Here is a 20,519-nt window from a genome sequence, read left to right on the forward strand (position 1 = left end):
CTTTCGTGTGCTTAAATCAAACCCGTTTATCTTAAAGGATTATTCGGTTTTCCGACAGCTTATGCGAAAGAATGTTCCCTGCGTTCATCAGCCCGACAGATGCTTTTAGGACAATTAAACGATACAGATTTGACTGATAGTATACCTTGTTTAACGCAGGTAGAATTTCACTCCGGCATACTCCGGTTTCAGGGCGAAACCGGCCGCAACGTACTAACGAACTGGAACTTTATGAGTACAGTAAAACCTGAACGTGAATATTTTCTCGACTCTATTCGGGCATATTTGATGTTATTGGGGGTGCCATTTCACGTTTCCCTGATTTATTCCACACAAAAATGGGCAGTAAATAGTACCGAAGCTTCATTATGGCTGACGCTGTTGAATGATTTTATTCACGCCTTCCGAATGCAGGTATTTTTTGTTATCTCTGGCTATTTTTCCTACATGCTCTATTTGCGCTATCAGCCGCAGCGTTTTTTGAAAGTGCGGCTGGAGCGTGTCGGTATCCCGTTGCTGACAGCCATTCCACTGATCACCCTGCCGCAATTTTTCATGCTAAAAGCGTGGACGCCCAAACTCGCCAACTGGGAGCATTTTTCTCCCTATGAGAAATTTAATAACCTGATGTGGGAACTGATCTCTCACCTTTGGTTTTTGTTGGTATTAGTGGTGCTGACCACGCTGGGTATGCTCACTTTTCGCTGGCTACGCGATCAAAAACGCCTTATTGATTATCAACGTGTCGGCTGGGGTACGCTGACGCTGGCGGTCATGGCCTGGGCCTTGCTGTGGTGTATGTTCCGCCGCGTAATCTTTATGTTCCAGCCTGCCTGGTTAATGGATGGTTTGTTCAGCATTGTGGTCATGCAAACGCTGTTTTATCTGCCCTTCTTCATGCTGGGCGCGCTGACATGGAAGCATCAGACGCTAAAGCAATTATTTGTGCGTTTTAATCCGGTGATGTGCTTTGGCGCGATTGCGGTGTTTGTTCTTTACTGTGTCAATCAACGGATGAGCAGTGGTGAAGGGTGGTTATATGAGCTGGATGCGCTGATCTCTACCCTGATGGGGTTGTGCATGCTCAACGTCTGCTTCTGCTTCGGCCACAAGCTGCTGAACTCGCATTCGCCGCGTATTATGTATCTGGTTAATGCCTCACTGTTTATCTATCTGGTTCACCACCCATTAACACTCCTGTATGGGATTTACGTTACCCCGCATATTCACAATGACACGCTGGGCTTTTTCATTGGTCTGCTGATGGTGTTTGGCCTGGCTTTTCTGCTGTATGAGATCCACCTGCGCATTCCACTGCTGCGCTTTCTGTTTTCCGGCAAACCGCAAAACAAGTAACAAAAAAAGCGATCCCGCAGTGGATCGCTTTTTCTTATAACAGCCACTCAATGGGCAAGCGCCACACCAGTCGCACCTGCAATCGTTGCCACCACGAACAGCCCGGTTCATGTTTATGCACTACTTCCTGCGGCTCGCCAGGATATTCCAGCCAGTTTACCCTGCCCCATTTGTCCAGCCGTAATGTCCAGGCACGATCGCGCATGGATTGGCTAAAACGCTGATGCGTTTGCTTCGCCAGCGCTTCGCTTTCAATCACCAGGCCCATTTCAGTATTAAGCTCCGCTGAGCGCGGATCAAAATTAAACGAGCCAATGAACAACATTCGTTGATCAACCGAAAACGTCTTGGCGTGCAAACTTGAGCCGGAGTTACCCGTCAAACCCCGATCATGCGGCGCATCCTGCAAAGCCGCCTGCGGCTTTAGCTCATACAACGCAATGCCGTGACGCAGCAGTTTTTTCCGCTATTTGGCGTAACCGGCATGCACAATTGATACGTCATTCGCTGCCAGTGAATTGGTCAGGATGGCAATTTTCACCCCTTTACGTTTCAGCGTCAGCAGCTGTGCGACGCCCGCACGGGTTGGCACAAAATAGGCCGAAATGATGTCGAACTGGCGTTGTGGCGTGCCAATCACCTCCAGCATGCGCTGCGGCAGCAGGCTTTTGCGCCTGGCTTTACCCAACCCTTTCCGTGGATCGTCACTCAGCAAGCGCGTTTTCGCCCAGGTTAATTCCAGTTTGCCTCGTTCAAGTTGACTGACAAAATCCGAGGTATCCAGCCGCTGAAGATAAATTTGCACCGCTTCGCTGTGACGCCACGCGTCCGGCAAGCGCACCGCGCTTTTGTCATCGTCCGTTTCCTCCAGCACCTTTTTCAGCGGCGAGACTGGCTTGCTGTTCCAATAGTCTGCAAAATCTTTCGCGACCTCCTCAACGACCGGCCCGACGGCCATCACATCCAAATCTGCAAACAGAGGTTCGTTGCCAGTACCGAAATATTCATCGCCCACATTACGTCCGCCAACCAGCGTCGTGATGCCATCAACGGTGAAGCTTTTATTATGCATGCGGCGGTTAAGGCGGGCGAAATCAGTCAGATAACCCAGCGCACGCAAGGTGCGAAAAGAGAACGGATTAAAAAGCCGCACGGTGATGTTGGGATGACGATCGAGCTGCGCCAGGGTCTCATCCAGGCCCGGCGTATTGTTGTCATCCAGCAGCAAACGTACCTGCACGCCGCGTTCGGCGGCATCCAGCAATGCGCTAAACAGTAACCGGCCCGACATATCGTTTTGCCAGATGTAATACTGAATATCGAGTGAGCGTTCAGCCTTTTCAATCAACGTATAGCGGGCAGCGAAGGCCTCCAGCCCGTCACTGAGCGGATAAATGCCGCTGAATTCGGCGTATTGCGCGCTCCGTGTCACAAGCCGCTGTTCCAGCCAGGTAAGGTGTGAACGGGACGGATGTAAGTCAAAAGCTTCGGTCATGACGATTCCCTGGATGATTCAGTTAATTTTATTATTCACCGGCCCGGGTTGACACGCTATGCGAGCGTTCCGACTTTGCTCAGCGGTCCGGCGAAATTTTTGGTCTAGACTTAGCCGAACCATCTGTGAACGGCAATCGCCTGACAGGAGAGGAAAATGTCTCAACAATCCGTTACCGATGCCCCGCAGCGCTACCATCCCCGGTTATTTCGCAGTTTCTTTCAGGGCAGTTTTCCCTGCTCTACCGCCTGTCGCACGCCAGGAAAACGGTTGGATATGGTGATCTCCAGCGGCCACGACATGTTGTTAGATAAAGATTATGCCGCACTGGTTGAACAACATATTTTAACCGCTCGTGATGGCGCACGCTGGCATTTGATCGAGAAAACGGCCAATAAGTATGACTGGGAGACATTTCTGCCCATGATTACCGCGGCGCGGCGCCACAATCTTGAGCTCATCTGGGAGCTGGCGCACTTTGGCTATCCTCAGCACCTTAATATCTGGAAAGCAGAATTCGTTGAGCATTTCGAACGCTTCGCGCGCGCAATGGCGCAACTGATGTATGATCAAGGCGTTGTGCGCCCGTTCTTCACCCCGATTAATCAAATCTCATTTTGGTCGTGGGCCGGAGCCGATGTGGCCTGGTTTAATCCGCATGTGGCAAACCGCGGCAAAGAGCTTAAGCGGCAGCTGGTACGGGCATCGCTGGCGGCGATCCATGCTATTCGCGAGGTCTATCCCGACGCCCGCTTTGTCTTGACCGATCCGCTGGTGCAGATCGCCACCCATCCTGATAACCCGGACAGCAAGCCCTATGCCGATGCCCAGCATCAGGCGCAGTTCGAAGCCTGGGACATGCTTGCAGGCCGGCTCGATAAAGAATTAGGCGGCAGCGAAGACTGCCTCGATATTCCTGGCTTGAATTACTACCCTGACAATCACTGGTTTTTCCCCGATCGGCCAATGGAAGCCGGACACTCGTCGCGTGTGCCGCTGCATACGCTGTTAGCGCAATGCTGGCAGCGTTATCAACGTCCCATGTTACTGGCGGAAACCGGCGCGGAAGGTAATATGTGCGCGCCCTGGCTGCAAGAAGTCAGTGAAAATATCGCGGTAGCGCTGGAAAACGGCATCGCCATTGAAGGCGTGTCGCTTTATCCGGTGGTGGAGTGTCCCGCCTGGGCAGACGACCGACGTTCGCCTGGTCCCCTGCTGGGCTTAGGCGATCCTAATGGCAATCGCACCCTGCACGAAGCGCTGGCGCTGGCGTTGCGTAGTCAACAAATCAAATATCAAAAGCGCGATCAGGAGTGCTGAGACGGTGGCGTTTCGGATTGTGGATAGCAGGATTGCACGTCAAGAGAAGGATCGGTGGGATGGCGAACATCAGTAAGCCAGGTCATGGTAAACAGAAATGTGACGCCAATCAGACATGCGGCCAGCAGGCCAATAATTGCAACCAGTTTGTCATCTCTGGATTCCATCGCCCTCTCCTGTTGATGTCCTTTTCATGGCTGACTCTTTTAGCCCATCCAGAGCGTCACCATCAGGACGAAGATTATAAGCGTAACCGACGTCACTGCAAGCACCACAATGGCGAACTGTGCATCGTCTAACGTCTGGCGCAAAGGCTCGTCGTGTTTATCGGGTGGTAAAGGTGCTGACATGAATTCTCTACAAAATGGGATAAGTCCGTTAAGGCACGGCGCGCTACAGTGTAGATGAATCGGGCAGATTGTTCAGAATTATTCGCAACCCAAAAAACGGGGCGCGTAATGCGCCCCGGCACAGGATTAGAAGTCGTAAGTAACGCCAACTTTTAGGGTGCGACCTTCGCCCTGATAAAGGTAGGTGCCCGTACCGTCTATGTTTGACCAGTACTTCTCATTGGTCACGTTATCCACGCCAACACGCCATACCATATCGTTCTGGTTAACTTTAGTACGGTAGCGTACGCCAAGATCGAGGGTAGTAAAGCTGTCGATCTTTTTCGTATTCGCCGAATCTGCCCACTGCGAACCGGAGTGGTTCAACAGGGCGGTTGCAGTCAGACCTTCCAGCTGCTTAATGTCGTACTCGGCGCTTAACACATAGTTGTAACGTGGAACGCCGATCGCATCTTTACCGTCGTAAGCGCCGTCTTCGGTTTTGGTCATATTTGGATCGATCCAGGTCGCGCTACCGTTCAAACGGAAGCCCAACACCGGCTCGCCAAACACGTTCAGCTCGATACCGCGGTTACGCTGCTCGCCGCTCATGCTGTAATAGTTGTTACTGTTTAGGATGCCCGCCGGTTTCTTGATTTCAAACAGAGCCAGTGACCCACCCACACGGTCGAAATCCGCTTTAATGCCCACTTCGTTCTGTCTGGAGTGCGCGATACCGGTGGTTGCACCGTAGTTAGTTGCGGTGTTCGGCGCAGCATCCCCTGGTTGCAGTGATTCCGTATGGTTGGCATACAGCGAAATGGACTGCCACGGCTTATAAACAATGCCGTAAGTCGGCATCCAGCGGCTGTCGGTATAACGCGTAGAAACGTCTTCCGCCCCGGTCGCATTACTGTAGTTACGTACTACCACTTTCTGATGACGTGCACCCACGGTCAGCAGCACGCTATCATCTAGCACGCCCAGCGTATCGCTCAGCAGATAGCCCTGCGTACGGGTACGACCCGACGTCAGTGGATCGCTATAGTGACCGCCGCTCAGGTTGTTGGTCGGATTAGGCAGATTGCTGGTGTTATAAATATTGGTGTTTTCAACATTGTCCCCGTATGCCATGCGCCAGGCGGTGTTATTACGCGAGGTCACTGCCGAATAGCCGAAGTTGACCTTGTGCGAAACAAAACCTGTATCGAAGCTACCGCGAATACCGGCCAGTCCACTGAAATTATTGATAATGCGATTGGTATCGAGGCGGCCAATGGTCGCATCGCCATTAGCATCAGTCAGGGTTGGCGAGGCGTAATCACCCAGCTCATGTGAGTGCTGTCCTCCCACTCCACCATAAACGGTCCAGTAGTTATTCAGGTCATACTCAGCTTTCGCCATGCCATATTCGGTTTCGATATTGCTGAAAACCCATTTCTGGCTGTAGTTATGACTGTTTGAAGGAACCGAAGGAATAAAATCGACCCCGCTGACATTTACGCCAAGACGTGCGTCATGGAAAGTCTTTTTCTGATAGCCAAGATCCAGCGACGTGCGCAGACGGTCGCCACGGTAGTCCAGGCCGATTGCTACTGCGGTGGTGCGCTTCTTCTCACCATCAACGCCGGTTTCACCTTCACGATGTACTGCATTCAGTCGAACGCCAAACTGATTGTTATCACCAAAGCGACGACCAATATCTGCGCTGGTGCCAATCTGCGAATCAGACGTGTAATCTACGCCAACACGCGTTAATGGCACATCGTCAGCATGTTTCGGCTCAAGGTTAATCATCCCGCCGACGCCAGTCGTTGCCGCACCATTCAGCAGACCGTTCGCACCTTTAAAAATTTCGACACGGTCAATCAGTGATGCATCCATCACCTGTCGCGGCACGATACCCGACAGCCCGCCGAAGGTCATATCATCGCCATCTAAATCGAACCCACGGATGCGATAAGTCTCCGCAAAGTTACCGTAACCCTGCACGTTCTGTACGCCCGCATCGTTCTTCACTACGTCGGCAATGGTGTGTGCCTGCTGATCCTGAATCATTTTCGAGGTAAAACCGATGATGTTGAACGGCACATCCATCGCTTTTTGCTCGCCGAGCATACCGAGACGACCACCATGAGCAACTTGCCCATCAAGATAAGCTGGCACCAAATCATTGCCGCCAGGTTTAAAGTCGTCTTCCGGTGTCGCGACGACGGTCATGGTCTGGTCGCTTTGCTTAGCCGCCGCGGCATCGCTGGCAGCACGGGGGGTGGCTGGCGTGGTGGTCGTGGCCGCCATCGCTGGCAAACACCCGGCACTGACGAAAATCGCGAGCAGTGTCGGTTTAAATCCTGGCGTCGAAAGGAATTGGCGCATTGTCGTTCCCTAATGGTAAATATACTGAGAATCATTATTATTGCGGTTTGCGATTATGCGCAGCATAAAGCTTAATGCAAGAAAAATCGCACGCTAAAGTGCAGAATTTACAGTTTGCTCAGGCAAATACAGGAAGGACAGTAAAAGAGGATGCGCTGCCGCAGCAGCGCGATAAATCAGGCGTCGCGCCAGCGTTTGAAGATCAGCGAGGTATTAATGCCACCAAAGGCAAAATTATTGCTCTGGATATAGTCGGTTTCCAGTAGGCGTGGCTCGCCAATAATATAGTCCAGTTCGCCGCACGCCTGAGCGGGTTGCGTAAGGTTCAGCGTTGGTGCAAACCAGCCTTCGCGCATCATCTGGATACTTATCCAGGCTTCCAGTGCGCCGCAAGCCCCCAGCGTATGGCCGAAATAGGATTTCAGCGATGAAACCGGCGTCTGCGTGCCAAATACCGCGGCGGTTGCCAGGCTTTCCGCAATATCTCCCCGATCGGTTGCCGTGCCGTGCGCATTGACGTAGCCAATGTGTGAGGCCGTCAGCCCGGCGCTTTCCAGCGCACGCTCAATGCAAATTTGCATGGTTTCGCGCTGCGGTTGCGTGATATGTGCCGCATCACAGTTCGTATGAAACCCTACCAGTTCGGCATAAATGGTTGCCCCCCGCGCCTGCGCATGTTCCAGCGATTCAAGAATCAAACTGCCGGCGCCTTCGCCAATCACCAGCCCATCACGGTTGTGGTCGAAAGGCGCGGGCGTGGTGTGAGGCGCATCGTTGCGCTGGCTGGTGGCAAACAGCGTATCGAATACCGCGGATTCGGACGGACACAACTCTTCTGCCCCGCCCGCCACCATCACCGTCTGATAACCGTGACGAATCGCTTCCCACGCATAGCCAATTGCCTGGCTGCCCGACGTACAGGCGCTGGAGGTGGGGATCACGCGGCCACGTAAGCCAAAAAACAGACCAGCATTCACCGCGGTGGTATGCGGCATCATCTGCACATAAGTCGTGCCGGTGATGTTATTGGTGTGCTTTTCGGTCAGCATGGTGGCGAACTCGCTTACCGGCCCGGTGCTGCCCGTAGAGGAGCCGTAGGCGATACCGGTTTCGCCATTCGTCAGCACCGGATGATCGATCAAACCGGCCTGCTCTAATGCCAGCTCCGTAGCGCGGGTAGCCAGCAACGAAACGCGTCCCATGGCGCGAATGCGTTTGCGCGTATAGTGAGCGGGCAACGTGAAGTCATCAATCGGCGCCCCCAGTAGCGTGTGCAGCCCCGCATAAACCTGCCATTCCGGCATAACGCGCACGGCATTTTTACCGGCACGAATGCGATTAGCTACCTGCTGCCATTGCTCACCAAAAGCGGTCACGCCGCCCATCCCCGTGACCACTACGCGCTGAATCACAGCATGCCTCCATTAATCGAAATGACCTGACGCGTGACATAACCTGCAATATCAGACATTAAATAGCTGGCTAGCCCTGCCACTTCCTCTGCCGCGCCCATGCGCTTCATTGGGATAATCTTGAGTGCCTCTTCAATTACCTGCGGCTCCAGCCCATCCATGCCGGTATCGATCAGGCCTGGGGCGATGCAGTTAACGGTGATTTTGCGCTTCGCCAGTTCTATTGCCAGCGCTTTGGTGGCCCCTATAATGCCCGCCTTTGCCGCGCTGTAATTCACCTGGCCGCGATTACCCATCATGCCGGATACCGATGACAGCGTAATAATACGGCCGCCACGCCGCAGGCTAATCATCGGCATCACACAGGGATGGATCACATTATAAAAGCTGTCGAGATTGGTATGAATAACGTCGTCCCATTCCGATTCGGTCAAGGCCGGAAATGCGCCGTCACGCGTAATACCTGCATTGCTGATTACACCGTAATAAGCCCCATGCTGCGCCATATCAGTCTCTAAGGCGTTGCGTGTGGCGGCGCGACTGGCAACGTCAAAGCCCAGCACGCGTCCGCGACCGTGGTTTTCCACTATTTGCTGCAAGGTTTGCTCTGCACCTGCGCGATCGCGGTTGTAATGCACCACCAGTTCAAACCCGTCCTGTGCCAGACGTAGCGCGATAGCGCGGCCAATACCTTTACTCGCACCCGTTACCAATACGGAACCTGTCATGGCTGATTTCCTTGTGACATCAGTTGCTGTAATTCTTCTTTATTCGGTTGGTAAGTGTTCAGACGTCCACTGGCCAGCAGCCGCTCGCCATGATAAATCTCACCTTCAAAGCTGCCCATGCGATCATCGCGCATCAGCAGCCGTATCGTAATATCCAGCGTGGCGTTCGCCGGAAAAGTAGATTGCGTTGCCCGCCAACCGCGCCCGCCCAGCAACATGCCAGGCAGAATAAGCGTGCTACCGGCCCGCTTTGCCTGCCAGCCAGACCAAACGCCAACGGTTTGGGCCATGATTTCAACGCCAAACCACGCAGGCAGTTCGCCTTGTGTGGTAAGAAACGGCGCCAGACATCCCTCTTTTGCGGTAGAAACCTGGCAATGCACGCTGTCGTCATTAACTGCAATCACCCGTTCGACCAGCACCATCGGCGTTTTATGCGGCAGAAAATCTGCTGCACAGCTATTAATGGTCATCACAACGCCCCAGAATCAAACAGCTATTATTGCCGCCGAAAGCGAACGAGTTCGAGGCAATCACCGGACGGCGCAGCGGCTGTGACTGCAACAGCAGGCCGCATTCCGGCAAACGCTTGTCATAGGTCGTGTCAGAAAAATCTTGCGCAGGCAGTGCTAAATCTTCGCTGAGAAGTAACGCGCTGAGCGCCGCCTCGCATACGCCCGCTGCGCCGAGCATATGCCCGGTAAGATGTTTCGTCGAACTACAGGGCACAGTGCAGCCAAACAGACGATGAATAACCGCCGCCTCCATTTGATCATTCAGGGGGGTGGCGGTGCCATGCAGGTTGATGTAACCGATATCCTGCGGCGTTAACCCCGCCTGTTGCAGCGCCATGCGCATCGCCTTTTCCGCACCCTCGCCTTGCGGGTGGGGAGCAGACATATGCCAGGCATCGGACGATTCCCCCACGCCCAGCAGCGCCAGCCGCTGCGGTTCACGCGTAAGCAGCATGAGCGCGCCACCTTCACCAATGGAAATGCCGTCACGTTCGCGGCTAAAGGGCGCACAACGACGTTCCGAAAGCGACTCCAGGCTGGCGAACCCGTTGATCGGCATGCGGCTCAGCGAATCCGCGCCGCCAACCAGCGCGACGTCCGCTAAGCCTGCGGCAATTAAGCGCTCCCCGCTGATTAATGCGCGGGCGCTGGAGGAGCAGGCGGTAGAAATAGTGTAGGCTGGGCCGTTGAGTTGCAGGTATTGCGCCAGAAAACGCGACGGATCGCCCAGCTCCTGCATACGGTAATCATAATGTTGCCCATCGCCGCGGATCTGCGCCTCTCCTTCGGCAATGCCGGAGGTGCTGGTCCCCATCACGACCGCGATGCGATCGGTGCCATATCTTTTGATCGCCGCATCCAGCACGGGTCGAACCTGTTCCAGCGCCGCCAGCAGCAACCGGTTATTACGGGTATCATGCGCGGCCAGCGCGGGCGGTAGTGCAGGCAGCGCCCCTTCGACGGCGCCAAGCCAGCAGGTTTTGCCTGATGTCAGCCAGCCTTTACGTTCGCGCATGCCGGGTGCAAGACCGTTGCGCAGGTTAGCGGCAACCTGCTGATTATTGTTACCAAGTGCGTTCAGCATGCCGATCGCGGAGATATAAATCATGATGCGTCCAGATGTTGAATGTGAATCCGATAACCAAACGCATGCTGCTGAATGCTGATCGGCTCACGCTGACCGTTACGTTGCAGGTAATCGATTTCGGTTATTACCCGGTGATCAGCATCTTTCAGCACGCGCTTCAGCCCTGTGTCTTGCAGCGTCCAGCCCGGCGGCAACTGCTTTTGCCATACCGCAAGCGGCCAGTGGCTCAACATAATATCGGCCAGAACCTGGCTGGCTGGCGGCATATGCGGCAGCGGCATCATCTGTTGCGTATGTATCCCACTGGCGTCGTAGCTGACGCGAAACAGACGTATACCCACCGAGGATAAGCCCGCCAGCTCAATTTTTTGCGCATCCGCGCTCAGCAACACCAGTAATGACTGGCTTTGCCCCTTGACCTGACCGGTTAACAGCTGCTGCTGTTGAAACGCGGGGGTGATGCCCGGCGGTGGCAGCGTTATCTGCACACCCGGTTTCAGCCAGGCGGTAGGTTGCGTGTCGTCTGGCGCGTGGCTGGCACAGGCGCTCAGAAGAAGCAGACTGAGCATCATTATGGCGATACGAATCATCCTTTTTTCCTCGATTTGGCAGGCCGCATCGCCAGCGGCGACAGCAGAAAGGCGCTAAAGATGCCGCTGCACAGCACTGTGCCAAAGCTGGCGATGGCGCTAGTGCTGCTGAACACCAGCATACCCAGCGTTAATAGTGTGGTTATCATCGCCATGGAGACAGCCAGCAATGAGGTCAGCGGCGTACCCTGGGGATTGCTGAAAAACAAGGTGTAGTTGATACCAATGCCGAGCACCAGAATCAACGCCAGCAGCGCAAACAGATTCAGTGATGCGCCCAACCAGCCCAGGGTTGCCAGCGCGGTAGCCAGCGACAGCAACGACGGTAGCACACTACGCAGACCCGCTTTCAGCCCCAAACGCAGCACATAACTCAGGGCGATAAATGCTAACGCCAGCGCCAGTAAACCGCTCAGCAGAGAACGCCAGAAGCTAAAAAGCGTATCGTAACTAGCTTTGCGATCAACCCAACTCACGCCTGGATGTTTTTGCGCCAGGGCCGTTAACGCCGCGCTGTCTTTTATCCCGCTGGCTGGCACCAGCACGCCACTGCGTCCATCGGGTAGGCTCAACCACAGCAGCCGCCAGCCTTCGCTCAACGGGCTGGCCAGCCACATAGCCGGCGTGACTGGCATCGGTTGCAGGCTGGGTGTCGGCAAGGTGATTCCCGCCTGTTGCAGCCGCGCCATGATGTGCGGCACCGCCTGGTGTAATGTTTGCACGTCCTGCTGCTGCTGTTGCAGTGAGCGCAGCGGCAGTAACCGGTAAGTTTGTAACTGGCCTTGCTGCTGTGCCTGTTTTAAATCGGGTGCCAGCTGCGCCAGACGTTGCAGCGTCTGTTGAGCATTCTCGCCCCACACCACAAACCAGGTTTGATCGGCGCGTTGCCCGGTCAGCGCCGCCAGTTGGCGATCCTGCTGAAGCAGATGCCCTGGCGCACTTTGCAGATGGGCAATATCATCATCAACCCTGAGTTGGATAATGCCGCTCAGCGCGTAGATCGCCATTGCCAGCGGCAGGCCGATGCGCAGGGCTTTGCGTCGACGCCAAGCCGCCAGCCAGCGTGCGAGTTGCACCATCAGCGGCACCGGGCGAACCGGCAAACCGCGTACCAGCCAGGGATAGAGGAAAATAACCGTTAAACAGGAGGCGGTTAAACCGCTGGCGGCAAACACCGCCAACTGGCGCAAACCGGGAAACGGCGCCAGCAACATCAATAACCAGGCAATGGCGGTAGTGGCTAATGCCAGCAGCAGCGTGCCGCGCACCTTACGCAGGCTTTGCCATGGTGTGACATGCTCGCCATGCACCATACGTTCGGTCAGGTAATAGAGCGCGTAGTCAGCGGAAATGCCGACAATGCTCAGGCTCATCACCAGCGTCATCAGATGCAGTTCACCAAAAAACAGCAGCGTCATCACCGTACCGGCTATCGCGCCAGTCGCGACTGAAGCGATAATCAACAGCAGCGGCCGCAGAGATCGAAACACCAGCAGTACCAGTAATAGCACCCCGCCTAACGTTATACTGCCGAGCGTTTCGACATCATGCTGTGCACGCTGGCTGGCATCATCGCTGAATAACACCGTGCCACGCGTCAGCAACTGCGCCTGCGGCCAGCGGCTTTTCAGCGCTTTTTCCCGCTGTTGTAGCTGCGTGACTAATTGATGGCTTTGCTGAATGCTAAAGGCGTTATTTGCCAACTCGCCATGCAGGAAATACCAGCGTTGGCCGTTTTTATCCAGCGTGGTGAGCCAGCCGTTATGCAGCATCATACGGTCAGCATTTTGCTGTAGCGCCAGCTGCGAACCACGTACCAGCATCAGCGGATCGTTTTGCCACTCTTTGCTGCCTACGCCCGCGAAGGCAGAAAATAGCTGGCCCAGCAGCCAATCCGCCTGTGCATTACCATCGTTTTGCAGCCGGGCGCGCGTGGCATCGTCAATCAGGCCGTTACGATGTTGCCAGGCAAAGCGGCCCCACTCTTGCTGCTGACTGTCGTCCATCTTGCCTTGTACCTGCTTTAACGCAGGCAAAGCGCGCAGCTGTGCAAGCCACGCGTTAGCGACGCGCGGATCGTCGGTTTTTCCCGACGACACCAGCCACACCATTTGGCGATCCAGGCGCTGCATGAAACCTTGCTGCAACTCTGCGGGCGCCGCACCAAGGTTTTGCTGCGGCAACAGCGCTAATACGCTGCTATTGAGATGGCTGCGTGGCAGCAACAGCGCCAGCGCGCTCGCCAGCACCAGGCAAATGACTAACCATAATAGTGCGAAAAGTTTATCGTTACGGCCCGGCAAAACGCGTGCGCTCCTCATCACTTAGCTGCGGCGGCTGGATACGCGTATTGCTGAGTTGAATCTGGGTTTTATCGCCCTGCTTATCATCCAGATTGATCTGTTCGAGAAACTCGCTTCCGGCAAGATCGATACGGTTGAAGATTTTATTGAGCGGTGCGGCTTTGGGGATCAGACCCAGCGTCCAGCGGTTGTTGCCTTTATCCTGAAAGTCGAGGGTAAAATTTTCTTTCAGTACTTTTTCATCGGCCTGAAACAGCGCACGCAGCAGATGATTGAACTGGAACATCTGTGGATTACTGTCTGAGGTCACGATTTGCGGCGGCTGGTTGTTCAGCGTTTGCACCATACGTTTATCATCTAACAGCAACGTCATAACAAACGGTGTGCTTTGATGCCACCAAAGCCCCTGCTGCTGGGCAATAAGCAGATTGCCATGCGACACCAGCGGCTGCTTCATGCCAGAAATGGTGCGCGTCTGGACAAAGTTTGCGCGGATCACCGGTTGGCTGGCGAAACGCTGTTGCAACTGCGCAAGCGTAACCGCACTGGCGGCGCTGGTCCACAGCAGCAAACCGGTAAAAATAATTTTTAGCATCCTTTCACCCCTAAACGTTCCAGCAAAATGTCCGGCGAAACAAAACACAACGCTTCCGTTTCCTGCTCTACCGCGACCTGCACCGTATGGGCTTTAGTGGTGATTTTTCCGGCGGCGTTACGGATCTGATAATCAATACGTAAGCGGTTTTCATACTCGCTGATAGCGGCGCTGACGAAGACAGTTTCTTCACAGCGCAGCGGCTGGCGATATTTAACATGCGCATCCACCACCGGCCAGATATAACCGCTGGCAGTCATTTCGCTATAGCTATAATGGATGCTGCGTAACAGCGCTTCCCGGGCGACTTCGAAAAAACGAAAATAGTTGCCATGCCATACCACGCCCATCGGATCGCAGTCATGAAAGGACACCGTTAGCGCAACCTCAATGGCAGGCAAACAATCAGGCATTATCGGACTCCTTATGGCGTTCCCGTTCATCGGGCAACGTCCAGAAATCGAAAAAATTAAACCAGTCGAGCGGAGCCAGCAGCGCATAATACGCCAGCCGCTGCGCATAATGATCGACTGCTGTTTGCAGCGCCTGCTTCCGCTGACCACGTGGCAGCAGGAGCGGATCGGCGAAGGGTTCGCAGTAAACCTGTAATTTGCCTTGCTGACGTAAGGCAAACATCAGCAGCACCGGACAGCGCAACGCCGCTGCCAGGACAAAAGGACCTTGCGGGAACGGTGCCGGACGGCCTAAAAATTCGCTCCATACCACGCGACGTTCGCCGCCGCGCTGGCGATTTATCGCTGTGCGATCGCCAACGATGGCCACCCATTCACCGGCATCCAGTTTTTGCTGCAACAAAATGGCGGTCTCCGGGCCGATGTCGCTGACCGGGATCAGGTTCACGCCCGCCTCGGGCGCGATAGTTTCCAGTACCGCACGAAAACGCTGCGCATTGTCGGTAAACACCAGCGCATTAATGACCAGCCCGTTAACCTGCTTTGCCATGGCGCGGCAAGCTTCAATATCGCCCAGATGCGAGGCGAGGATCAGTTTGCCCCGCCCGGCCGGTGCTCGAATTACCGCCTCTGCACCTGCCGCAAACTCAATATCACGCCCCCAACGCAGATCACCACGCCAGCTGGCGACTTTATCCAGCATCGCTTCGGCAAAACGCAGAAAATGACGATAGCTGTTAAGCGGCGCAGGCAGCCGAATGCGTTGCTGTGCCGCCTGCGTTTTTACCTGAGCTAGCCACTGTTGCGAGGCCTGGCGTGCGCGTCGCCCGGTTAACCAGTAAATCGCCACCACCGGCCATAACAGCAGCATAAACGGCAAGCGGCCACCATAGCGATAGATCGCCAGCATAAAGCGCAGGCCCAGCTGACCGCGTCGTTCCGGCTCGCCGGACCAGTGCTTTTGCTGACGACGCATCGCTAATAAATGCGGAATACGTGGCAACATGCCAAAAAATAAGCGCGTGTGCATCCAGGAAATGCGCAAGTTGTCATGCAGAGCGTCGAAGTGGGAAATACCGGTTTCAGGATAAGTAACGCGCGTGCTGAGAAAGCGGGCTGGCGTACCTTGCCAGTAAAGCCGCACCATAATTTCGGTATCAAAATCCATACGCAGCCCAACTGGGCGCTGGTTGCACAGCATCAGCGTTGCCTGCAACGGATAGACACGAAAACCACACATGCTGTCTTTGATCGAAAATGACAGGGTTTCGATCCACACCCAAAAATGGGTGATGTAGCGCCCATACAAGCGTGATTTAGGGATTGAGTCGTCGTAAAGCGGCTGGCCAGAGATCAGACAGTCAGGATAGCGCTGCGCTTCTGCCAGCATGGCCGGGCAATCTTCAATCTGGTGCTGTCCGTCGGCATCGAGCTGAATCGCATGGGTAAAGCCCTGCGCCGCCGCCGCCCGCAAACCCTGTATTACCGCCGCTCCTTTACCCTGATTTTTTGCCAGGCGCAATACGGTGGTTTGTGTAGCCTGCAGACTGTCAAGTTGCCGCTGTGTGGCGGCATCGCTGCCGTCATCAACAATGATCACCGCCAGATTGAAAGGTGCCAGACGCGCCAGTACTGACGCCATCATCGCGCCGTGGTTGTAACAGGGGATCACCACGCAGGGTGAAAAATTTGACGTTAACACAGCTGAATTTTTCCGCTGCTGGCGCTGACAGCGTCACCATCACGCAGCAGGCTGTAGCGAAAACCGAGGCGAGATGTGCTTGCATCCCAGCCGATAACCAGTTGCAGTAACGAATCCGGCGGAACCGGCTGCTGAAATTTGATGTTTTCCACCGCAGAAAACTGTTTACCAGCCGCTAACAGCGACACGCCGTAATGCATCACCCAGTTAAGTTGAGCGACGCCAGGCAGAATAGGCAGAGCAGGAAAATGGCCCTGAAACCAGAACAGATCGGCCGTGACGTGCAGCATAAGCGTCACCGTGTTGTGCTGTATCTGGCGGCTGCGTTCAACCGGTAACATGGAAAAGCTCCTCAATTTGCGGCCAGGCGCGCTTGCTTTGGCTGGTAACGGGAATGGTCTCAACTACGCGCCAATAGCGTGGCAGCGCCACCGGCTCCAGGCACGGTTGCAAATGCTGTCGCCAGCATTTTTTTTGCTGGTGCAATTGTTGATCATCAAGCGGCGTATCTAGCACCAGTACCACCCCAATCGCCTGACGTCCGTGACGCGTCACTGCCAGCGCGGCGGCATCTGTGACGCCCGGTAGCGCCAGTAGACGACGCTCTATATCGCTCAGGGAAATGCGTTTATCTTCGATTTTTACTGACCTGTCATGACGGCCCGCTAACTGGAAGTGGCCTTCTGCATCGACCCGCAAACGATCGTCGAGTCGCCAGCCCTCCTGATTTTCAATCAAGGCGGAATAAACCTGCCACCGATCCGTCTCGACCTGCTGCAACCTGACGCCGGGAAAACGCTGCCAGGCTGCCTCATCGACAATACGCTGACGCCAGGCAATGACGCCGGTTTCCGTGCTGCCGTAAATTTCATTCACCGGGCAGTTCATTGCCTGATGCGATCGTTGCGCGTCTTGCCAGGCCAGCGTCCCACCCGCGGAAACAATCAGCGCGCAATCTGAGGTGGTGAGCGAATGATCAAGGCGGCGTAAAAATGCCGGACTGCTGATCAAGGCATGACGACCCTGTTGCCACTGTTCTGCCAGCTGTTCGCTGTAAAATACCTGCTGCGCCGCAAACGGACGGCCCAGCGCCATGGGCAACATAATGCGAAAGGTTAAGCCATAAAGATGTTGATGGCTGACCGACGCGATAATGCGACAATCCGCGAGCTGCTCACCCCATAACGCCGCCAGCCAACGCGATTCCTGTTCCAGTACCGCCAGCGATTTTACCACCCGACGCGGCGCGCCAGTTGAACCTGACGTAAACAGCACCAGCGTCGCATCTGTAGGCAAGGCCGGTAATTTGCCTTCGGCTTCCTCGCCCTTCCATTTCAGTAGCGGCAACTGAATATCCAGTGGCAGATCGCTGATCACGCCATCCAGCTCGTCACGCATCTCGTTCAGTTGCGCCGCGCGACAGTGGCCAGGGATCACCGGGACTTTTCCAGCGTACCAGGCTGCCAGTAACGTGACGCAGAAATGATAACTGTCGTCAAAGCATAATGCCCATTGCGTGCCGGGCAAGGTTTGCAGTGTCCGACTCAGCGCCAGCACCTGACGACGCATCGTGTTCAGCAACAGTGATTGCTCGCCTCGCCAGGCGACTTCGCGTTGCTCGCCGTTTAGCCAGTCGGCAACAGGTTTCATACTTTGCGCCTTATGTGCTGACGTACCAGCCACTCGCCGCTCATCAATACGCCCATCAACAGATAACTGATGCAGCCGTTCCACAGCGTCCATAACTGGAGGTTTCCCCGCAAACAGGTGAACAACGCCATACCACCGTTTAAGATAAAAAACAGGCACCAGAGCTGGGTTACGCGTCGCGTATAGTGCACGGCCTGTAGCGGTAACGCGGGTTCACGCAGGCGCGCAAGCCGTTCCACCAGCGGCATACGACTCCATAGCGATGCGCCAAATATCAGCAGCATCGCCAGATTGACCGCCACCGGATACCACAGTAACAAATGCTGACTGCGCAACGTCAGGCTGCTGATACATAACAGCGTGCCGAGCAGTGCCAGCCATCCCATTACATGACTGAACGGTGTTTTTTGCCGACGCAACGTTAACCAGCGCAGGCCAAACAGTGCCGCAAGTAACCAGAACAGCGCATGCCAGTGCGGCTGCGTCAGTGCCAGCCAGACCAGAAACGGCCAGGCCAGTAGCGTAAGCAAACTGAGCAAGCGCAACGCGGTATGCATGATGAAATCAGGCGTCTTCGCGCATCAGCTGTTCCACCGCATCGACCACATCCTGCACGGTGCGCACTGAGCGGAAGGTTTCCGGTTTAATTTTTCGGCCAGTGCGCTTTTGCAAATGCACCACCATGTCCACGGCATCAATGCTGTCGAGTTCAAGATCCTCATAAAGACGAGCATCAGGGCGAATATCGTCAGCGTTAATTTCAAACAGGCTGGTCAGCAGCGAAGCGACTTCCTGATAAATTTCATCTTTGTTCATCATGATTTATTTCTCTGCGATCAGGCGCGTTGTTGGTTCACGAACGCCGCTAAAGAGGCAACGGAGAAGAAATGTGCCCGCAGGGTCTCGCTCTCAGCAGACAGCGCCACGCCGTAGCGATTTTTCACCGCCAGCCCAAGCTCCAGCGCATCAATTGAATCCAGTCCCAGGCCTTCGCCAAACAACGGGGCATCTGTTTCGATGTCATCCAGGCTGACATCTTCCAGATTCAGCGTGTCGATGATCATCTGTTTAATATCGTTAATTAATACGTCCATACCGTTTTCCACATTACAGCTTATCCTGGGGAACCAACGCCTGTTGTAAATGGCGGGTCAGACGGCGCGCAGCCAACGGTTGCGCATCCTGGTGGCTTTCACAGAACGACGTACTGTCGATCCGCGAATGTACGCGCACGGTAAACAGAGGCTTTACCGGCGGGATTTGATACCAGCGGCTCTGCTTGTCAAGCATACGCTGGGTACAGCTAATATGAACCACGCGCAGATCGCAGCCCGCGCGCACCGCGATATTCGCGGCGCCGCGTTGCAGTTTCAGCGCTTCGCCGTAGCGGGTGCGTGTTCCTTCCGGGAAGATGAGGATTGTTTCGCCGCGCGCCAGCCGCTGCTGGCTGTCCGGCAGCAGCGTATCCGCTTCACTGTTAATCAGGTAATCGGCGGCACGAATCACGCCACGCAGAAAGAAATTTTTTTGCAAATCCGCTTTAACCAGACAATCCATTTCCGGCAGCACTGATGCGATCATCACATAATCGATCAGGGAGGGGTGATTAGCGACAATTAAGCAGCCGCGATCGCCTCGTAGCTGTTCTGCGCCTTCAATACGGTAATCGTAAACGCCAACGAAGCGGCAGAAACGCAGAAAGCAGCGAAAGCTCCTGGCAATGCTGCGGCGGGCAATCTGGCGGCGGCGATAGGTGTCGTGCTGCACCAGTAGCAACAGATTAAACCAGGTGAGTGACAGCAACAGGCCGCCGACGCTGAACAGCGTAAAGCTGATGGCGGTCATAAATAATCGCCAGTAATAGTTGAAGCCAGGCCGGCCATGACGCAGCGACAGAGAAGAATCAGCCATATGCATTCTCCCAATGCCAGTTGAGGCGTTCGCCCACGACGGTAAACGTTTTGCGTGGCGCCAGCAGATTATGCAGAAAAACGAGGCTTTGTGGCGGCGTTGGCTGTAGGCCAGGCTCGGTTTTCGCGGACGTCGTGCATTGCAACGGGTCGCCTGCCGCAAGCAGCAACGCCACTGCACAGGGCACGTTCCAGCCTGTTTCGGGCAGCCAGGGTAAATAATAGTCAGGAACGGTGCCGTCAAAGTCAACCAGCATCACCTGCCGATAACCGGCCTGTAGCAGCGCGCTGACTTCGAGTAGGCCCTGCTGGAAAGTATCGCTACCGGCACAAATCGAGGTGGAAACCAGTGGCTGCTTTGCTGCAATGGTCAGGCTGCCAACGGCAGAGTTGTGCACTGACATCGCGAAATCAGTCGGCGACAGCGTCTGTTGTTCAGCTAATGTGATGAGAATGCGCAGATTACGCGCCAGCTCGCCATGGCGGCTGGTAAAGACCACCGCATCGACCCGCTGACGCGCCAGTAACGCCAGGCCAGCATCTACCGCTGCACGGCTACCGGCGCTCAGACGGCGTGCAGTCATCATTGGCAGGTATTGCGGCTTAGCAATCTGTTGTGAGCTGTCAATCACTGCAGGCTGTTGCGCCCAGCGTTGCCAGGCCTCACGTTCGGCTAACCCCGGTGCCAGAGCCTGCCAGTCAATTAACGAATAAGCGAGTTTCATAGCAGTGTTCTTT

Annotated in this window: 21 protein-coding genes and 1 pseudogene; 2 read left to right on the forward strand and 20 right to left on the reverse strand. The window is 55.0% G+C overall.

Features of this window, described 5'->3' with window-relative positions:
* The first annotated feature begins 231 nt into the window (after positions 1-231).
* On the forward strand, positions 232-1,356 hold the full coding sequence (mdoC, locus tag QRY16_RS12370) for a glucans biosynthesis protein MdoC (protein WP_289776792.1): 1,125 nt from the start codon (positions 232-234) through the stop codon (positions 1,354-1,356).
* A 34-nt stretch (positions 1,357-1,390) separates the two neighbouring features.
* On the opposite strand, the pseudogene QRY16_RS12375 reads toward mdoC, so the two are convergent.
* A pseudogene (locus tag QRY16_RS12375) lies at positions 1,391-2,851 on the reverse strand (phospholipase D family protein).
* Between the two features lie 156 nt (positions 2,852-3,007).
* Here QRY16_RS12375 and QRY16_RS12380 point away from each other — a divergent pair.
* Complete coding sequence (locus tag QRY16_RS12380) at positions 3,008-4,171, forward strand: beta-glucosidase (RefSeq protein ID WP_289776793.1); 1,164 nt, start codon at positions 3,008-3,010, stop codon at positions 4,169-4,171.
* Here the strand turns inward: QRY16_RS12380 and QRY16_RS12385 are convergent.
* The 19 genes from QRY16_RS12385 to QRY16_RS12475 form a co-directional block, all read right to left on the reverse strand.
* A complete protein-coding gene (locus QRY16_RS12385) occupies positions 4,159-4,338 on the reverse strand; it encodes a hypothetical protein (protein WP_193405494.1) in 180 nt (59 codons plus the stop codon). The genes QRY16_RS12380 and QRY16_RS12385 overlap by 13 nt on opposite strands.
* 39 nt (positions 4,339-4,377) lie before the next feature.
* Positions 4,378-4,521, reverse strand: a complete 144-nt coding sequence (locus QRY16_RS12390; protein WP_193405495.1) for a hypothetical protein — start codon at positions 4,519-4,521, stop codon at positions 4,378-4,380.
* Between the two features lie 126 nt (positions 4,522-4,647).
* Positions 4,648-6,876 carry a TonB-dependent receptor gene (locus QRY16_RS12395; RefSeq protein WP_289776794.1) on the reverse strand — a complete coding sequence of 743 codons (2,229 nt, stop codon included), beginning with the start codon at positions 6,874-6,876 and terminating at the stop codon, positions 4,648-4,650.
* A gap of 176 nt (positions 6,877-7,052) precedes the next feature.
* The gene (locus QRY16_RS12400; protein WP_289776795.1) at positions 7,053-8,288 is read right to left on the reverse strand and encodes a beta-ketoacyl-ACP synthase; all 1,236 of its coding nucleotides are present in this window, start codon (positions 8,286-8,288) and stop codon (positions 7,053-7,055) included.
* Positions 8,285-9,016: a 3-ketoacyl-ACP reductase FabG2 gene (locus QRY16_RS12405; RefSeq protein WP_193405498.1), complete on the reverse strand. Its 732-nt coding sequence runs from the start codon at positions 9,014-9,016 to the stop codon at positions 8,285-8,287. Before QRY16_RS12405 ends, QRY16_RS12400 begins: the two co-directional genes overlap by 4 nt.
* The gene (locus QRY16_RS12410; RefSeq protein ID WP_289776796.1) at positions 9,013-9,489 is read right to left on the reverse strand and encodes a hotdog family protein; all 477 of its coding nucleotides are present in this window, start codon (positions 9,487-9,489) and stop codon (positions 9,013-9,015) included. Before QRY16_RS12410 ends, QRY16_RS12405 begins: the two co-directional genes overlap by 4 nt.
* Positions 9,479-10,639: a beta-ketoacyl-[acyl-carrier-protein] synthase family protein gene (locus tag QRY16_RS12415; protein WP_289776797.1), complete on the reverse strand. Its 1,161-nt coding sequence runs from the start codon at positions 10,637-10,639 to the stop codon at positions 9,479-9,481. The genes QRY16_RS12410 and QRY16_RS12415 overlap by 11 nt, the downstream gene beginning before the upstream one ends.
* Positions 10,636-11,208 carry a DUF3261 domain-containing protein gene (locus tag QRY16_RS12420; RefSeq protein ID WP_289776798.1) on the reverse strand — a complete coding sequence of 191 codons (573 nt, stop codon included), beginning with the start codon at positions 11,206-11,208 and terminating at the stop codon, positions 10,636-10,638. The genes QRY16_RS12415 and QRY16_RS12420 overlap by 4 nt, the downstream gene beginning before the upstream one ends.
* Entirely contained in the window at positions 11,205-13,529 is a 2,325-nt protein-coding gene (locus QRY16_RS12425; RefSeq protein WP_289776799.1) for an MMPL family transporter, read from the reverse strand. The genes QRY16_RS12420 and QRY16_RS12425 overlap by 4 nt, the downstream gene beginning before the upstream one ends.
* Positions 13,498-14,106 (reverse strand): outer membrane lipoprotein carrier protein LolA, encoded by a 609-nt coding sequence (locus QRY16_RS12430; RefSeq protein ID WP_193405502.1) that lies wholly within the window; start codon positions 14,104-14,106, stop codon positions 13,498-13,500. The genes QRY16_RS12425 and QRY16_RS12430 overlap by 32 nt, the downstream gene beginning before the upstream one ends.
* Positions 14,100-14,519, reverse strand: a complete 420-nt coding sequence (locus QRY16_RS12435; RefSeq protein ID WP_193405503.1) for an acyl-CoA thioesterase — start codon at positions 14,517-14,519, stop codon at positions 14,100-14,102. Before QRY16_RS12435 ends, QRY16_RS12430 begins: the two co-directional genes overlap by 7 nt.
* Positions 14,512-16,221 carry a glycosyltransferase family 2 protein gene (locus QRY16_RS12440; RefSeq protein ID WP_289776800.1) on the reverse strand — a complete coding sequence of 570 codons (1,710 nt, stop codon included), beginning with the start codon at positions 16,219-16,221 and terminating at the stop codon, positions 14,512-14,514. The genes QRY16_RS12435 and QRY16_RS12440 overlap by 8 nt, the downstream gene beginning before the upstream one ends.
* Complete coding sequence (locus QRY16_RS12445; RefSeq protein ID WP_289776801.1) at positions 16,215-16,562, reverse strand: ApeI family dehydratase; 348 nt, start codon at positions 16,560-16,562, stop codon at positions 16,215-16,217. The genes QRY16_RS12440 and QRY16_RS12445 overlap by 7 nt, the downstream gene beginning before the upstream one ends.
* A complete protein-coding gene (locus QRY16_RS12450; protein ID WP_289776802.1) occupies positions 16,549-17,871 on the reverse strand; it encodes an AMP-binding protein in 1,323 nt (440 codons plus the stop codon). Before QRY16_RS12450 ends, QRY16_RS12445 begins: the two co-directional genes overlap by 14 nt.
* A complete protein-coding gene (locus QRY16_RS12455) occupies positions 17,868-18,428 on the reverse strand; it encodes a COG4648 family protein (RefSeq protein ID WP_289776803.1) in 561 nt (186 codons plus the stop codon). The genes QRY16_RS12450 and QRY16_RS12455 overlap by 4 nt, the downstream gene beginning before the upstream one ends.
* Positions 18,429-18,435: 7 nt before the next feature.
* Positions 18,436-18,690, reverse strand: a complete 255-nt coding sequence (locus QRY16_RS12460; RefSeq protein ID WP_193405507.1) for an acyl carrier protein — start codon at positions 18,688-18,690, stop codon at positions 18,436-18,438.
* Positions 18,691-18,707: 17 nt separating this feature from the next.
* Positions 18,708-18,977, reverse strand: a complete 270-nt coding sequence (locus QRY16_RS12465; protein WP_289776804.1) for a phosphopantetheine-binding protein — start codon at positions 18,975-18,977, stop codon at positions 18,708-18,710.
* A gap of 1 nt (position 18,978) precedes the next feature.
* Positions 18,979-19,782, reverse strand: coding sequence for a lysophospholipid acyltransferase family protein (locus QRY16_RS12470; RefSeq protein ID WP_289776805.1), 804 nt, complete (start codon positions 19,780-19,782; stop codon positions 18,979-18,981).
* Positions 19,775-20,506 (reverse strand): beta-ketoacyl synthase chain length factor, encoded by a 732-nt coding sequence (locus tag QRY16_RS12475; RefSeq protein WP_289776806.1) that lies wholly within the window; start codon positions 20,504-20,506, stop codon positions 19,775-19,777. The genes QRY16_RS12470 and QRY16_RS12475 overlap by 8 nt, the downstream gene beginning before the upstream one ends.
* Positions 20,507-20,519 lie beyond the last annotated feature (13 nt).

The organism is Mixta mediterraneensis (assembly GCF_030283135.1).
GTDB classification, from domain to species: domain Bacteria; phylum Pseudomonadota; class Gammaproteobacteria; order Enterobacterales; family Enterobacteriaceae; genus Pantoea; species Pantoea mediterraneensis.

Bases quoted from the DNA above. Each gene is read 5' to 3' on its own strand.
- QRY16_RS12460 (WP_193405507.1), bottom strand. From the start codon at position 18,690: ATGATGAACAAAGATGAAATTTATCAGGAAGTCGCTTCGCTGCTGACC.
- QRY16_RS12410 (WP_289776796.1), bottom strand. From the start codon at position 9,489: ATGACCATTAATAGCTGTGCAGCAGATTTTCTGCCGCATAAAACGCCG.
- QRY16_RS12475 (WP_289776806.1), bottom strand. From the start codon at position 20,506: ATGAAACTCGCTTATTCGTTAATTGACTGGCAGGCTCTGGCACCGGGG.
- QRY16_RS12395 (WP_289776794.1), bottom strand. From the start codon at position 6,876: ATGCGCCAATTCCTTTCGACGCCAGGATTTAAACCGACACTGCTCGCG.
- QRY16_RS12430 (WP_193405502.1), bottom strand. From the start codon at position 14,106: ATGCTAAAAATTATTTTTACCGGTTTGCTGCTGTGGACCAGCGCCGCC.
- QRY16_RS12450 (WP_289776802.1), bottom strand. From the start codon at position 17,871: ATGAAACCTGTTGCCGACTGGCTAAACGGCGAGCAACGCGAAGTCGCC.
- QRY16_RS12420 (WP_289776798.1), bottom strand. From the start codon at position 11,208: ATGATTCGTATCGCCATAATGATGCTCAGTCTGCTTCTTCTGAGCGCC.
- mdoC (WP_289776792.1), top strand. From the start codon at position 232: ATGAGTACAGTAAAACCTGAACGTGAATATTTTCTCGACTCTATTCGG.
- QRY16_RS12455 (WP_289776803.1), bottom strand. From the start codon at position 18,428: ATGCATACCGCGTTGCGCTTGCTCAGTTTGCTTACGCTACTGGCCTGG.
- QRY16_RS12380 (WP_289776793.1), top strand. From the start codon at position 3,008: ATGTCTCAACAATCCGTTACCGATGCCCCGCAGCGCTACCATCCCCGG.
- QRY16_RS12445 (WP_289776801.1), bottom strand. From the start codon at position 16,562: ATGTTACCGGTTGAACGCAGCCGCCAGATACAGCACAACACGGTGACG.
- QRY16_RS12390 (WP_193405495.1), bottom strand. From the start codon at position 4,521: ATGTCAGCACCTTTACCACCCGATAAACACGACGAGCCTTTGCGCCAG.
- QRY16_RS12385 (WP_193405494.1), bottom strand. From the start codon at position 4,338: ATGGAATCCAGAGATGACAAACTGGTTGCAATTATTGGCCTGCTGGCC.
- QRY16_RS12415 (WP_289776797.1), bottom strand. From the start codon at position 10,639: ATGATTTATATCTCCGCGATCGGCATGCTGAACGCACTTGGTAACAAT.
- QRY16_RS12435 (WP_193405503.1), bottom strand. From the start codon at position 14,519: ATGCCTGATTGTTTGCCTGCCATTGAGGTTGCGCTAACGGTGTCCTTT.
- QRY16_RS12405 (WP_193405498.1), bottom strand. From the start codon at position 9,016: ATGACAGGTTCCGTATTGGTAACGGGTGCGAGTAAAGGTATTGGCCGC.
- QRY16_RS12470 (WP_289776805.1), bottom strand. From the start codon at position 19,782: ATGGCTGATTCTTCTCTGTCGCTGCGTCATGGCCGGCCTGGCTTCAAC.
- QRY16_RS12425 (WP_289776799.1), bottom strand. From the start codon at position 13,529: ATGAGGAGCGCACGCGTTTTGCCGGGCCGTAACGATAAACTTTTCGCA.